At 59.9% G+C, this 14,181-nt stretch carries 12 protein-coding genes; 9 read left to right on the top strand and 3 right to left on the bottom strand.

Annotated elements, in window-relative coordinates:
* Positions 1–73: 73 nt before the first annotated feature.
* Positions 74–667 carry a tRNA-(ms[2]io[6]A)-hydroxylase gene (locus VL547_RS20935; protein ID WP_325581635.1) on the bottom strand — a complete coding sequence of 198 codons (594 nt, stop codon included), beginning with the start codon at positions 665–667 and terminating at the stop codon, positions 74–76.
* Between the two features lie 86 nt (positions 668–753).
* On the opposite strand from VL547_RS20935, the gene VL547_RS20940 reads away from it, so the two are divergent.
* From VL547_RS20940 to VL547_RS20950, 3 genes are read left to right on the top strand one after another with little or no spacing between them, the layout of a single operon-like run.
* The gene (locus VL547_RS20940; protein ID WP_325581637.1) at positions 754–1,902 is read left to right on the top strand and encodes an 8-amino-7-oxononanoate synthase; all 1,149 of its coding nucleotides are present in this window, start codon (positions 754–756) and stop codon (positions 1,900–1,902) included.
* A 25-nt stretch (positions 1,903–1,927) separates the two neighbouring features.
* A complete protein-coding gene (locus VL547_RS20945; RefSeq protein ID WP_325581639.1) occupies positions 1,928–4,423 on the top strand; it encodes a penicillin acylase family protein in 2,496 nt (831 codons plus the stop codon).
* 1 nt (position 4,424) lies between these two features.
* On the top strand, positions 4,425–4,790 hold the full coding sequence (locus tag VL547_RS20950; protein WP_325581641.1) for a hypothetical protein: 366 nt from the start codon (positions 4,425–4,427) through the stop codon (positions 4,788–4,790).
* Between the two features lie 40 nt (positions 4,791–4,830).
* Here the strand turns inward: VL547_RS20950 and VL547_RS20955 are convergent, their stop codons facing one another.
* Positions 4,831–5,385, bottom strand: a complete 555-nt coding sequence (locus VL547_RS20955; RefSeq protein ID WP_325581643.1) for a hypothetical protein — start codon at positions 5,383–5,385, stop codon at positions 4,831–4,833.
* A 66-nt stretch (positions 5,386–5,451) separates the two neighbouring features.
* Here VL547_RS20955 and VL547_RS20960 point away from each other — a divergent pair, with 66 nt between their 5' ends.
* The 3 genes from VL547_RS20960 to VL547_RS20970 are packed head-to-tail and all read left to right on the top strand — an operon-like array spanning position 5,452 to position 9,559.
* Positions 5,452–7,890 carry a DUF5686 and carboxypeptidase regulatory-like domain-containing protein gene (locus VL547_RS20960; protein ID WP_325581645.1) on the top strand — a complete coding sequence of 813 codons (2,439 nt, stop codon included), beginning with the start codon at positions 5,452–5,454 and terminating at the stop codon, positions 7,888–7,890.
* A gap of 13 nt (positions 7,891–7,903) precedes the next feature.
* Positions 7,904–8,509 (top strand): outer membrane beta-barrel protein, encoded by a 606-nt coding sequence (locus tag VL547_RS20965; RefSeq protein WP_325581647.1) that lies wholly within the window; start codon positions 7,904–7,906, stop codon positions 8,507–8,509.
* 45 nt (positions 8,510–8,554) lie between these two features.
* Complete coding sequence (locus VL547_RS20970; RefSeq protein ID WP_325581649.1) at positions 8,555–9,559, top strand: rhodanese-related sulfurtransferase; 1,005 nt, start codon at positions 8,555–8,557, stop codon at positions 9,557–9,559.
* 172 nt (positions 9,560–9,731) lie between these two features.
* On the opposite strand, the gene VL547_RS20975 is transcribed toward VL547_RS20970, so the two are convergent.
* Positions 9,732–10,649: a phosphoribosylaminoimidazolesuccinocarboxamide synthase gene (locus VL547_RS20975; RefSeq protein WP_325581651.1), complete on the bottom strand. Its 918-nt coding sequence runs from the start codon at positions 10,647–10,649 to the stop codon at positions 9,732–9,734.
* Between the two features lie 91 nt (positions 10,650–10,740).
* Between VL547_RS20975 and VL547_RS20980 the strand changes: the two genes are divergently transcribed.
* The 3 genes from VL547_RS20980 to VL547_RS20990 all read left to right on the top strand — a co-directional run.
* Positions 10,741–13,404: a TonB-dependent receptor gene (locus tag VL547_RS20980; protein WP_325581653.1), complete on the top strand. Its 2,664-nt coding sequence runs from the start codon at positions 10,741–10,743 to the stop codon at positions 13,402–13,404.
* 146 nt (positions 13,405–13,550) lie between these two features.
* A complete protein-coding gene (locus VL547_RS20985) occupies positions 13,551–13,835 on the top strand; it encodes a DUF3892 domain-containing protein (protein ID WP_325581655.1) in 285 nt (94 codons plus the stop codon).
* A gap of 15 nt (positions 13,836–13,850) precedes the next feature.
* A partial coding sequence (locus VL547_RS20990) for a DUF4352 domain-containing protein (protein WP_325581657.1) occupies positions 13,851–14,181 on the top strand: 331 nt, incomplete at its 3' end.

Here is a 14,181-nt window from a genome sequence, read left to right on the forward strand (position 1 = left end):
CCGCTGCTTTGATGGCCATCAAAACAGCGGCAGACCTCAAGGCCACCTCCCCGCCTGCACCGTCGACGCGCGGCTAGTGCATCCGGTCGCCGCGCACCTCCAGCGTAGCCATCACGGCCGCCTCGTGCGCGAGCCATTGGGCCCAGCGGCGCCGCACCTTTTCTTCGGGCACGTAAGTCAGCGCCAGTTCGATGAACAATGTATAATGCCCAGCCTCGCTTTCCATGAAACGGCGGTAGAACCCGCGGAGGTACTCGTCGTCGAGGCCCTCGCTGAGGCGTTTGAAGCGTTCGCAGCTGCGGGCTTCGATGAGGGCGCAAAGGAGGAGCTTGTCGAGGAGCTTGTCTTCTTCGGGACCGCCCTTAATTTCGAAGGGACTCAGGGCGCCGACGTATTCGTCACGGCGCTGCCGGCCCAGCCGCAGACCGCGGCGCTGGAGCTCGGCCAGGACCAGCCGGAAGTGCCCCCATTCCTCGGTGACGATGGGCGCCAGCTCCGTCACCAGGGCCTCCCGGTCGGAGTAGCGCTGGATCAGCGAGATACAGCTGGTCGCCGCCTTTTGCTCGCAGTAGGCATGGTCGGTCAGGATCTCCTCGAGGGACATACCCGCGAGGTCCACCCACCTTGGGTCGGTCGGGAGGTGGAGGCCCAAAACGCTCTTTTCCATGGGGCAAAGGTAAGGTTTCGCGCCGCGCCGCCGCGCCGCGGCATCCCACGGGCCGGTGTGCCGTGCACAGCCTTATCTTTGCCCGCATGATCCCAGACAGCCTCCGGCAGAAACTTGAAGCGCGAGCGACGACCGGCGCGCTGCGTGTATTGCAAACGAGCGCGTTAGCGGTTGACTTTTGTTCCAACGATTACCTGGGGATCGCCCGGGAGCGGTTGCTGCCGCACGATCCGGACCTGAATGGGGGCAGCACGGGGTCGCGGTTGCTGGCGGGGAACTATCCGTTGCTTACGATCGTGGAGGACGAGATCGCGGCCTTTCACGGGGAAGAGGCGGCGCTGGTCTACAACTCCGGGTACGACGCGAACCTGGGGTTGCTCAGCAGCATCCTGCAAAAAGAAGACACCATCCTCTACGACGCCCTCTCCCACGCCTCGATCCGGGACGGCCTCCGCCTCAGCTTCGCCAAGGCTTACGCCTTCAAACACAACGACATGGAGGACCTCGAGCGCCTCCTGCGCCGCGCGAGGGGCAGTGCGGCCGAGTCCGGCGGCCCCGCGACGGGCGGGGAAAGCGCGGCGCGCGGCGCGGTCTACGTCGTCACGGAAAGCCTCTTCTCCATGGACGGCGACCTCTGCCCGATAGAGGCCCTTGCAGCCCTCGCGGAACGCTATGGCGCCTGGCTCATCGTCGATGAGGCGCACGCCACCGGGGTGGTTGGTAGTAGGGGAGAGGGGCTCGTACAGAGTAAAAACCAGAAAGTATTCGCCCGCATCCACACTTTTGGCAAGGCGCTCGGCTGCCATGGCGCGGTCATCGTGGGGAGCAAAGCGCTGAAGGAATACCTGGTCAACTTCTCCCGCTCCCTGATCTATACCACGGCCCTGCCGCCGGCGGCCGCGGGACTGATACGGAAAACCTATCAGCTATTTCCCACGATGACGGCGGAAAGACAATCGCTCGAGACGCTGGCGAAGCAATTCCAACGCCTCGACCTGCCCTACGAGCGCCTGACCAGCCACACCCCGATCCAGGCCGTCCTCGTCCCAGGCAACAACGCCGCCAGGGCCACCGCGGGGGCGCTCCAGGCCAGCGGGCTCGACGTGCGGCCGATCCTTTCGCCCACGGTAAAGGAAGGCACCGAGCGCCTGCGGATCGTCCTCCACGCCTACAATACCAAAGAAGAGGTCGAATTACTCGGGCGGCTCCTGATAAAAACCGCAAAAAACAACTAATTTCCCGCCTCTATTTACCTCTTCTATGCGATTATGGCCATTCGTGGCCAGCACCCTGATCACGGGCGTGCTGGTTGTTGCACTGGATACCTCTTTCAAACCGCTGCCGGCGCTGGGGCCCTTTTTCGACCCGCAGACCGGATTCTGGCAGAATGCGGAGGCGGGGGACATGAGCTACACGATGGACCTGCGCTTCCAGGAGCTGGCCGGGCCGGTAAAGGTTTGCCTGGACGACAAGCTGATCCCGCACATCTTTGCCCAGAACGACCGGGACGCCTATTTTGCGCAGGGGTATGTACAGGCCCGCTTCCGGTTGTGGCAAATGGACCTGCAGACGCGTTATGCCGCGGGCAGGCTGTCCGAGCTGGTAGGGCGCTATTCGGGCGGTCACGACCTGCTCAACGTCGTGGACAGGAGTTTCCGCCGGCTGGGGATGGTCTACGCCGCCGAGCAGGCCGTAAAAGGCATGGAAGCCGACCCCGCCACCAAAGCGGAGCTCGACGCCTATACCGAGGGCGTCAACGCCTATATCGCCACCCTCACACAGGCCACGCTGCCGCTGGAATACAAGCTCCTCGACTACCAGCCCGAACAGTGGACCAACCTCAAAACGGCCCTGCTCCTGAAGTATATGTCGTTCAACCTGGCGGGTGGGGAAGAGGACTTCCCGATGACCAACGCGCGGAACTTCTTCAGCCCGTCGGACTTCAACCTGCTCTATCCCGGGACGCAGGATTCCATCGACCCAATCGTGCCGGTGGGTACGCAGCTATACGGCAAGAACGACACCCCGGGTATAAAATTAAAAATACCCGCGCACCTCGACAGCGGCTACCTGATGACGAAATTCGGGCCGCTGGCAGCCGCCGGGCAACCAGGCGTATGGCAAGGCGCCGCGGCGGCGATCCCCGACCCCGACAACGGCAGCAACAACTGGGCCGTCTCCGGCGCCAAGACCCGGAGCGGCTGGCCCATCCTGTGCAACGACCCGCACCTGGGGCTGAACCTTCCGTCGGTCTGGTACGAGATGCAGATCCAGACACCCGATATGAACGTCTATGGCGTCGCGCTCCCCGGCGCGCCGGGTATCATCATCGGGTTCAACGATTCCTGCGCTTTTGGCTTTACCAACGCCGAGCGCGATGTCCGGGACTATTACCAGGTGGAGTTCAAGGACTACACCCGCAAGGAATACAAGTTCAACGGCGACTGGCTGCCCACCACCTTCCGCATCGAGGACATCAAGGTCAAGGGCGAGCCGGACTTCTATGATACGGTCGCGTATACCGTCTGGGGTCCGGTGATGTACGAGCCCGCCTATCCCGACCCGCTGCGCTCCGGCGGTTTCTATGCCGTCCGCTGGACGGCCCACGACGTGAGCAACGAGCTGCTGGCCTTTAACCAGCTCGACCACGCGCACAACTACAACGATTACCTGGCGGCGATCAGGAACCTCCAGACGCCGGGTCAGAACTGCGTCTTCGCCAGCCGCGACGGGGACATCGCCATCTGGGACCAGGGCAGTTTTCCCGCGAAATGGAAGCGCCAGGGCGACTTCGTCATGCCGGGCACGGACTCCGCCTTTGCATGGCAGGGCATGGTCCCGCAAGCGGAAAACCCCCACATGATCAATCCCGCGCGCGGTTTCGTGTCCAGCGCCAACCAGGTGCCCGTGGACCCCAAAGCCTATCCCTACTACCTCGGCCGGCACTACCCGCCCTACCGCGGGATGGAGATCAACCGGCGGCTGGCCGCGATGTCCGACATCACCCCGGCCGATATGATGGCGCTCCAGGTCGACAACTATGACCTGTTTGCGGAGATGGCGCGTCCGATCTTCCTGAAGTACATCGACACCGCGTCGATGGAGCCGGACGAACGGAGCTATTACGACCAGGTCAGGGACTGGGACCTCCGCAACGACCCGAAGGAAAAGGCCCCCAGCGTATTCCATACCTGGTGGGACATGCTCAAGAGCAACATCGTCTCCGACGAGCTCTCGCAAAGCCCGCTCCCGCTACCCGAGGTCTACGACGGATCGCTGCTGGAGGCATTGCTCCGGGACTCGTCCTATAAGTTCGTCGACGACATCCACACGCCGCAGACCGAGACCCTCCGGCAGGAGGTGAACCTGGCCTGGAAAAAGATATACCCCACGCTAGAGCAGGACGACACCAACAACACGCTCACCTGGGCCACCTTTAAGGACACCCACGTCGATCACCTGATGCGCATCCCGGCCCTGGGCGACCTGCACCTGCCCATCGGCGGCGGTACCTACAGCATCAACGCCGCCCGGTCGGACCACGGTCCCAGCTGGCGGATGGTCGTAGAGCTGGGGGCGCCCATCAAGGCCTTTGGCATCTATCCCGGCGGCCAGAGCGGGAACCCGGGCAGCCGCTACTACGACGACCTCGTCCAGGACTGGGCCCATGGCCTCTATGATACCCTTTGGGTGATGCAGCCCGGAGACGCAAAGGACCCCCGCGTCCAGTGGACCATGAACTTTTCAAAACCGTAACATGAGATTCGTAATAAGCCTGCTCCTGATCGTCATCCTCAGCCTCGCCGCGGGCATCTGGCTCCCCTTCTGGTCGGTCGCGCTGGTGGCCTTCGCCGTGAGCGCGCTGATCCCCCAGGCGCCCGGCTTGTCATTGATATGCGGTTTCCTGGCGGTCTTCCTGACGTGGGCGGGTCTCGCGTTCTTCCTCGATCACGCCAACCACCACCTGCTGGGCAACCGGATCAGCCAGCTTTTCTTCAAGGCGGAGTCGCCGTTGCTGCTCGTAGCCCTCACCGGTTTTGTGGGCGGTGTCATCGGCGGGCTCAGCGCGCTGAGCGGTAGTTTCGTGCATAAGCCTGCGGCAAAACGGCAGGCCGAGCTATAGCCGCGCCGCGAGACACCGACCGTGCCGCGGGGCACGAATGCTACTCCGACACGATCATATAATTGTGCGGATAATTCAACGTCACCGTCTTCCCCTCCCGCAAGAGCAACGTCAGATCCCCCCCGAGCGGCACCTTCCCATGGAGCGTATTGTCCGCGAAGTACCCCGGATCGGTGATAATCAGCCGCCCGTGCTTGCCGTCGAAGCGCCAGACAAAATTCTTTAGGAATCCATACCCAAGCACCCCGCTGAAGCTGTGCCCCTCGCGCGCCTCGAGGTCCTTGAACGACGTCCAGGACACGTGCTGGCGGCCGATACGCAGCGTCTTTATCCAAAGCAAAACGGTGTCGGTCATCGGGAAGTTGGTGGTCTGCGCGACGATGGGATCGACGACGACGACGACTTCCTTCTGGCTGGGGTCGAAGAGGAAGTCCAGCTCCCCCGAGTCGTTCACCCGGACCTTGACATAGATGTGGTGGTTGAAAGTATAAAAGGGCACGATCACCATGTGCTGGTCGTGCGCAAAGGTGAGGTTTTGGCCAGCGGCGGGTACGGTCAGCGCCAGCCCCAGGCACCAAAGGACAATGGATCGCATGTTAAAATATACAAATAAAAAATTATGTTAGGCAACTTTTAACAAATCACGCCTTACTTTAGGATTATGAGACTACTGCTACCTATCTGCCTCCTATCGTTCATCCTTCCCGTATCCTCCACCGCCCAGCTGCTATCCGGCACCGTAAGGGACAGCAGCGGCGCCAGCCTCCCGTTTTCCACCCTCCTCATCAAAGGCTCCGCCCGCGGGGTGACGGCCAACAACGAGGGCGGGTATGCGATCCACCTGGAACCCGGTGATTATACCATCGTATGCGAGCACGTCGGCTACGCCAAGGTAGAGAAACGCATCCATATAACCGCCGACCAGACCCTCGATTTTAAACTACAGCCACAACAGCTGAGCGTACACGAGCTCGTGATCAAGACAACCGACGAGGATCCCGCCTATGACATCATACGTCATGCCATCAAAATGCGCCTGGTTTATTTGAAAGAGCTGGAATCTTTCCGCTGTATGGTTTACTCCAAGGGCAAAGCGGGGTTGTATCAGACGCCACAGCGGTTCATGGGTCAGAAAATTCCTACAGATACCAATTATATCGGCAAGAACACCACCATCTACATGTCGGAGGTGGTGGCCCGGTATGCCGAGTCCCCGCCCGACAAACAACGCGTCGAGGTCATCTCGACCAAGGTCAGCGGCCAAAGCAACGGCTACGGGGCAACGATACCGTATATCGTCTCTTTCTACCACGACATCGTGGAGCTCGGGAATATGAACCCCCGGGGGTTTGTCAGCCCGATAGCCTCCGGCGCGCTACACTACTATAAATACAAGCTCGTCGGGACCTATTTCGAGGACGGCCGCCTGATCGACCAGATCCGGGTGACGCCCCGGCGGCTGTACGAGCCTTGTTTCAATGGCACCATCGAGATCGTGGACGGCCAGTGGCGCATCCACTCCACCGACCTGGTGCTGCTAAAGACCGCGCAGCTGCAATTGCTCGATACGTTCCATTTCCAACAGCTCTACGAACCGCTCGACAACGACTCGGCCTGGGTGATGCGGAGCCAGGTGGGGTACTTCAGCTTTAACCTGTTTGGTTTTGCCGGAGGCGGCAGCGTCGCCAATATCTATTCGGACTTCGAGCTCCACCCCGACCTGCCCAAGGGTTATTTCGGGAACGCCACGCTGGAGTACGACAAGGGCTCCAACAAGAAAACTTCGTCCTACTGGGACAGCATCCGGCCCGTGCCCCTGACCGTTGCCGAGGCCCGTGACTACCACAAGAAGGACAGCCTGGAAAAGATCCAGGAGTCCCCGGCCTACCTGGATTCCGTGGATCGCGCCAATAACAGGATCACGCCCCTGGGGCTGTTCCTGACGGGGATCAACATCAACCACCAGAAGTCGCACGTGTCCATCAACATGAGCCCGCTCCCGTCCGCGGTCGGGTTCAACACGGTGGAGGGCTGGTACGGACACCTGAACGTGGACTACCGCAAGGGTTTTGGCCGGGAGTCGCTGGAGCTGGACCCCGACGTGCGGTATGGCTTTTCCAACCGGCGATTTGGCGGCAGCCTTTTGGCCCGGTACCGCTTCAGCCAGAAATATGCCACCCTCGTCGAGGTCGCGGGCGGGCGCACGGTTTTCCAATACGACAACAACGAGCCCATATCCCCACAGCTGAACAGCGTGTATACGCTGTTCGACGTTGCCAACTATGAAAAGCTGTACGAGGCGACCTTTTTCAAGGCCCGGTTTGCCCGGGAGATCGGCAAAACCGGTCTGAACCTGTCTATCGGCGGCGAATACCAGGACCGCAGCCAGCTGGTGAATACCGATACGGCCACCTACTTCGTCAAGTACCGCAAGCAGCCCGGTTTTACCCCCAATTTTCCGATCGTGCCGGTTCCGCTCGGCAAAGCCCTTTCATTCACCCTCACCGCCGTCTGGAAGCCGGGTATGAAATATATCGAGTACCCCGAGTCGCTCGTGCCCCTGGGCTCCAAGTACCCGACCTTCGCGTTGAGCTATACCAAGGGCGTAAACGCCTTCGGGAGCGACGCCGACTACGATAAGTGGCGCTTCTCCGTCCGCGACGACCTCAACCTGAAGATCGGCGGGCTGTTCAAGTACAACGTCGCCGTCGGTGGCTTCCTGAACGACCGGCACGCCGACTTCGTGGACTATAACCACATCCAGGGCAACCAGACGCAGGCGGCGTCCACCTATCTCGAAACCTTCCAGCTGGCGCCCTATTACCTCTACAGCAACACCGACAGGTTCTACGCCACCGGTTTTGCGGAGCATCATTTTGCCGGTCTGCTCACCAATAAGATACCCGGTTTCCGCCAGCTCAACTGGTACCTCGTCGGAGCCGTGAACTACCTCTACCTCTCCGACGGTCGCACCTACACCGAAGTATCCGCCGGGCTCGAGAACATCTTCAAGCTGCTGCGCGTCGACTACCTGTGGGGTCTCCCGAGTGATGGGACCGTCCGCAACGGGATCATGATCGGCGTAAAAATTGGACCATAAAATGTACACCAATATGAAAAAAACCATTTCCTTGCTTGTCGCCGGCCTGTTGTCGGCCGGCGCCTCTTTTGCCCAAAAAGGGTCCGTCCTCGTCGGCGGGTCCATCGGTTTCCAATTGAGCCATGATCCCGGTCATGGCACTCTCCCGGGTGATGACGCCTCGCAATTCTCGATAGCGCCCACGGTCGGGTACCAATTCGCCAACGCCTGGACGATAGGCGTTACCGGCGGGTACACGCATGACGAGAACCACCTTCAAACCACCCCTGTGCAGATCGCCTCATCCAACACGTGGTCCGCCGGTCCGTTCCTCCGGTATACCCGCCCGATCACGTCATGGGTGAGCGTGTATGGTCAGTTCCAGGCGACCTATGCGTATGGTGGCCCGGTCGGAAACGGCACCCCTGATATTTATTCGACGGTAACCGCACAGGTGTTCCCTGCGTTATTTTTCAACGTCAAGAACGGCTTTGGCATCAATTGCAGCCTCGGCGGGCTCTATTTCCAGAACTACCATATAAGCCACGAAGGCAACCAGGGCAGCGACATCGGGCTGAGTTTCGGGTCCGCGCTGCTGATCGGGGTTTCGAAGAACTTCGGGGGGCACAAGGCCGGCTAGCGCGACGGGCCGCCCGGCCCGCGGATTTTCCGTAACTTCGCGCCCATGGCGCCGCTCCACAACAGGGTCAATAGAAACGAGATGAAGGAAAGGTTGTACGCCGAAACCGAGCCGCGCACGACCTTTTCTTTTTACCGCTATTTCGACATCCCCGATCCCAAGGCTTTCCGGGACCAGCTGTACGAGGGGCTGTCGGCGCTCGATGTATTCGGGCGGGTGTACGTGGCTAAAGAGGGCATCAATGGCCAGGCCAGCGTGCCCGCGTCAAAACTGGAGTCCTGCCGCGCTTTCCTCTACGCCACGCCCGGTCTCGACGGCCTGCGTCTGAACGTCGCCGTGGACAACGACGGCAAGTCGTTCTGGGTCCTGAAGATAAAGGTCCGGGATAAGATCGTCGCCGACGGCATCGACGACCCGGACTTTTCGGTTACCCAAACCGGTCATTACGTGGATGCGCGCCGGTTCAACGAGCTGGCTGCCGACCCCGATACCGTCCTCATCGACATGCGCAACCACTATGAGTACGAAGTGGGACACTTCGACGGTGCGCTGGAGGTGCCTTCCGACACCTTCAGGGAGCAGCTGCCGATGGCGGTGGATATGCTGAAGGGGCAGGAGGACAAGAACATCATCATGTACTGCACCGGCGGCATCCGTTGCGAAAAGGCCAGCGCCTGGATGCTCCACAAAGGTTTCAGGAACGTTTTCCACCTGGAAGGGGGGATCATCGAATACACCAACAAGGCCAGGGCCTGGGGGCTGCCCAACCGGTTCAAGGGCAAGAACTTCGTTTTTGACGATAGGATGGGGGAGCGGATCTCGGACGACGTCATCGCCCGGTGTCACCAGTGCGGCGAGCCCTGCGACACCCACACCAATTGCGCCAACGACGGCTGTCACCTCCTGTTTATCCAGTGCCCCCGCTGCGCGGAAGCGTATAAAGGCTGTTGCAGCGAGGCCTGCAGGGACGGCGAGCTTCCGGAAAAGCCGTCGCTCCCCCACAAATCCCGGAAACGGCGGCCAAATCCTGGCACGAAAATTTCTATTTAAACCCAGGCGGCGTTCCGTCGTCTATACTACGCATTTACCACCCAATGATTGAGGGCTGCAGGAGCAGGCCCTGCCTGGGGAAACATCAGTCGAAATCACCCCCGTCAAGTGACCGGGGTGGTTTTTTTATTACCCTGGTCAGGATGAAACCGCTGCGCCTGGCGTATAGCTTTTAACCGAGGGCCTTGACGACGGCCTCGTAGATCGCCGCTTCACTCCAGGGTTCCGGCTGGAACTCCAGCCCGATCACCTTTTCATAGAGGTCGATGTATCGCTGGCTGATCGTCTGGACCCATTCGTCGGTCATTTCCGGAACGGTTTGTCCTTCTTTGCCCATGAAGTTGTTTGCGATCAGCCATTCCCGTACGAACTCCTTGGACAGCTGCTGCTGGCGTTCGCCGAGGCGCTGCCGTTCGTCAAATCCTTCCGCGTAAAAATACCGGGAGGAGTCGGGCGTATGGACCTCGTCCATCAGGTAGACGGTATCCCCGATCTTGCCGAATTCATATTTGGTATCCACCAGGATCAGGCCCTGGCGGGCGGCGATTTCCCTGCCGCGGGCGAAGAGTTGTAAGGCGTATCGCTCCAGCTGCGCATAATCGGTTTCCGGGACGATCCCCTGGCGGATGATCTCCTCCCTGGAAATGTCCTCGTCGTGCCCGGCCTCGGCTTTAGTACTGGGAGTGATAACAGGCGTGGGGAAGTAATCGTTTTCTTTCAGACCTTCGGGCAGGGGGACGCCGCATAAAGTACGTAGTCCGGACGCATAGGTCCGCCAGGCGTGACCCGTCAGGTTGCCGCGAACCACCATTTCCACGCGGAAGGGGACGCACCGCCGGCCGATGGACACGGTGGGCGCGGGCGTGGACTGTAGCCAGTTGGGGCAGATGTCCCGGGTCGCCTCCAGCATATAGGCGGCGATCTGGTTGAGCACCTGTCCTTTGAAGGGAATGGGGCGGGGGAGGATCACGTCAAAAGCGGAGATGCGGTCGGAGGCCACCATCACGAGGCGGTCCTGGTGGATCGAGTATACGTCCCTGACCTTACCCCGGTAAAAATTCGTCTGTCCCGGAAAGCTGAATGCTGCCATGCCGCAAACCTACGCCGAAAACCAAATAAATTAAAAAAAGCCATAAACATTGCTTATTTTTCTCGCTACGTTGATATTCAAACGCTTGTTTATGAGAAAGCAGCTTGCCATCGTGCTGGTCCTGTGCGTGTCCCCCTTATTTATGCTGGCGCAAGGCGTAACCGTTAGCGGAACCGTACGCAGCGCGGGTTCCGGAGAGCTCGTGCCCGCCGTCACGGTAACGGTCAAGGGTACCTCCGCGGGTACCTTCACCAACGATCACGGATACTTCAAACTAACGGTCCCGGGTCACTACCCCCTCACCATCATATTGTCTTCGGTCGGTTTCGCCAGCCGGGAGGTCCAGGTGCCCTCCGCCGATCCCGTCAGCGTCAACCTCGACGTGGCGCCCACTCTCGGCCAGGAGGTCGTCGTATCGGCCACGCGGGTGCCCGTAAAAATACTGGAGTCGCCCGTCTCCATCGAACGGCTGGGACAGCGCGACATCGTCGAGACCCCCTCCGGCACCTTTTATGACGCGCTCGGCCACCTCAACGGCGTGGACGTCGTCAACTCTTCGATGACCTTTACCAGCCTGGGCACCCGCGGCTTTAACAGCAGCGGGAACGTCCGGATGAACCAGCTCACGGACGGCATGGACAACCAGGCCCCCGGGCTGAACTTTTCGGTCGGTAACATCGTGGGGCTGACCGAGCTCGACGTGGACAACGTGGAGCTGCTCCCCGGCGCGAGCTCCGCGTTGTATGGATCGGGCGGTATGAACGGCACCCTGCTGATCACCAGCAAGGACCCCTTCAAATACCAGGGCCTGAGCGTCCAGGTCAAGCAGGGCGTAAACCACGTCGGCGACGCGAACACCGCCGCCAAACCCTACTACGACTGGGCGGCGCGGTATGCCAAGGCTTTCAATAACCGGTTTGCCTTCCGGCTTTCCGGGGAGTATATCGCGGGGACGGACTGGGAGGCCTCCAATAATTCGAACTATTCCCAGCTGCTCGGCCAAAGCATCCCCGGCGACCGGAACCTCTCGTCTTATAACGGCGTCAACGTATATGGGGACGAGATCAACTTCAACGTCAACCAGGCGATGCGCGCCGCGGGGTATGGTTTCCTCATCCCCGCCGGGGCCGATTCCATCGTCTCCCGCACCGGCTACAACGAGAAGTACCTGGTCGACTACAACACCTACAACTTCAAATTGGATGGGGTGCTGTCCTACAAGATCACCAATTCCACCGTGGCCAGCCTCACCGCCTACTATGGGATCGCCAATACCGTCTATACGGGTTCCGACCGGTATGACCTCAAGAACGTAAAGATCGGCCAGTACAAGGCGGAGGTCAAGGGACGCCACTTCTACGTCCGCGCGTATACCACGCAGGAAAATTCAGGCGACTCCTACAACGTCACCGTCCTGGCGCAGCTGATCAACGAGAGCTGGTCGGGTACGAGGAACGTTTGGGCGCCCACCTATACCCAGGACTATATCGGCGCGCTCGCGCAAGGGGTACCCTATGCCCAGGCCCAGGCCTTTGCCCGTTCCAAGGCCGACTCCCTCCGTGTGCTGCCCGGCACACCCGGGTGGAACGCCGCCTTCAATACCCTCAAGGGCCAGGCTATCCCGCAAGGCGGCTTGTTCGTGGACCGCACCAACCTGTACGTCGCCGATGGCATGTATGACTTCGCCGACGTGATCAAATTTGCCGACATCACCGTCGGCGCCACTTACAAGCGGTATGTGCTGAACTCGCACGGCACCCTCTTCGCGGACACCGCCGGGACCATCCCCATCAACGAAGAAGGCGTCTACGCTCAAATCCAGAAAGGCTTTATCGACGACATCCTTCACATCACCGTCGCCGGCCGCTATGACAAGAACGAAAACTTCCAGGGCCGCTTCACCCCCCGCGTCACCGCGCTGATCAAGGTGGCCAAGGACAATAACATAAGGCTGTCTTATCAGACGGCGTACCGTTTTCCCTCCACCCAAAACCAGTACATCGACCTCAATACCGGCCAGGCGCGCCTGATCGGCGGCCTGCCCCAGTTCGCCAACGCCTACAACCTCAACGGAGGCACCACCTTCGACACCGCGTCGCTCAACCACTACGCCGCCACCGGCGTGCCCCCCACGCCTTTCCAGTACAAGACCTTCAAACCCGAAAGCGTCAGCTCCTACGAGATCGGTTATAAAGGCGTCGTCGCCCAGCAGCTCCTGATCGACTTCTTCGCCTTCTATGCCCGTTACACCAACTTCATCACCACCGCCGTCCTGGTCCAAAACCCCAGCACGCCCGCCCAGGCCATCTATGAAATGGCCGTCAACAGCAACACCAAGGTCAACACCTATGGCAGCGGTCTCAGCCTCGACTACCTGTTGCCCCGCGGCTTTATCGCCACCGGCAACGTCCTTTTCAATAAGCTGAACAACGTCCAGGCCGGTCTCGTGACGTTCTTCAACACCCCCGAATGGAAGTTCAACCTTTCGCTGGCCAATTACACCATCGCCAAACGCTACGGTTTCAACGTCACCTACCGCTGGCAGGAAGCGTGCGCCACCGAGAACACCTTCATCAGCGGCCCGCTTCCCGCGATCGGGACGCTCGACGCGCAAATCAGCATGAAGCTGCCGAAGATCCGTTCGATGATCAAGCTCGGGGGCAGCAATATCCTGAATAAGTACTACGTCAACGAGCTGGGAGGGCCGTCCATCGGGGGGCTCTACTACATCAGCTTCGGATATAACGTATTCTAGGTTTTCGCGGCGCGCCGCCGGCGCCTGCCCCTCTCTGAAATCGTCATTACCCGCGCCACTCCCGGCGCGGGTTTTTTCATTTATGGTTTCCCGTAAAACGATGCGGCCCGAAAATCGCATTTTCGGGTCATCATAAATCATTTCCCATGTCCAGATACCAGATCACCTGCATCAACAAGCGCGGCGATCACCTCGACGCCCACGAGCGGATTTCCCACATCGGTGGTATCAACAGCGACCGCTCTCATTGGAAGTTGACGGAAATGGAAGCGATCAAATCCATTGAAGACGGCAAACACTTCTACGTCGACGTAAAAGGTCGCAGCGTAAATGTCGTCGTTGCGCAGCGAAATGGCCGGAAATACCTCAAGACGGAGGCGGATGCCTATCGCCCGGACAATCTATTGAGTCTTCCTGAATGTACCGTGTAACCTCAAAACCGTAAAATGAAAAAATTCATCATGCTGACCCTCGTCGTCAGCCTTTCCGCCTGTGGCGTCGCCTCTTCCAGCCCCACCGCCGCCGTCGCCTCACCCACCTCCAGGAAAATCGGCGACCCGGTCGACGTAGGCAATTTCTCCTATGTCGTCAACAACGCCAAGTTCCTAAAAGAGGTCGGAGGCGAGCTCGACCGGAAAAAAGCCGACGGCGTTTTTCTCGTGATAAATGTCACCTTCCGGAACAACGACAAGGAAGAACACACCCTCGACAATTCCCTCTTTAAATTAACCGACGACAAGGGCACCGAGTTCGAAAGCTCTTCCGACGGCGAGTCCG

Origin of the sequence: Dinghuibacter sp., assembly GCF_035492835.1 — a bacterium.
Classification (GTDB): domain Bacteria; phylum Bacteroidota; class Bacteroidia; order Chitinophagales; family Chitinophagaceae; genus Dinghuibacter.

Excerpts from the sequence above, each read along its gene's own strand:
- VL547_RS20935 (WP_325581635.1), bottom strand. The coding sequence starts at position 667 with ATGGAAAAGAGCGTTTTGGGCCTCCACCTCCCGACCGACCCAAGGTGG.
- VL547_RS20940 (WP_325581637.1), top strand. The coding sequence starts at position 754 with ATGATCCCAGACAGCCTCCGGCAGAAACTTGAAGCGCGAGCGACGACC.
- VL547_RS20945 (WP_325581639.1), top strand. The coding sequence starts at position 1,928 with ATGCGATTATGGCCATTCGTGGCCAGCACCCTGATCACGGGCGTGCTG.
- VL547_RS20950 (WP_325581641.1), top strand. The coding sequence starts at position 4,425 with ATGAGATTCGTAATAAGCCTGCTCCTGATCGTCATCCTCAGCCTCGCC.
- VL547_RS20955 (WP_325581643.1), bottom strand. The coding sequence starts at position 5,385 with ATGCGATCCATTGTCCTTTGGTGCCTGGGGCTGGCGCTGACCGTACCC.
- VL547_RS20960 (WP_325581645.1), top strand. The coding sequence starts at position 5,452 with ATGAGACTACTGCTACCTATCTGCCTCCTATCGTTCATCCTTCCCGTA.
- VL547_RS20965 (WP_325581647.1), top strand. The coding sequence starts at position 7,904 with ATGAAAAAAACCATTTCCTTGCTTGTCGCCGGCCTGTTGTCGGCCGGC.
- VL547_RS20970 (WP_325581649.1), top strand. The coding sequence starts at position 8,555 with ATGGCGCCGCTCCACAACAGGGTCAATAGAAACGAGATGAAGGAAAGG.
- VL547_RS20975 (WP_325581651.1), bottom strand. The coding sequence starts at position 10,649 with ATGGCAGCATTCAGCTTTCCGGGACAGACGAATTTTTACCGGGGTAAG.
- VL547_RS20980 (WP_325581653.1), top strand. The coding sequence starts at position 10,741 with ATGAGAAAGCAGCTTGCCATCGTGCTGGTCCTGTGCGTGTCCCCCTTA.
- VL547_RS20985 (WP_325581655.1), top strand. The coding sequence starts at position 13,551 with ATGTCCAGATACCAGATCACCTGCATCAACAAGCGCGGCGATCACCTC.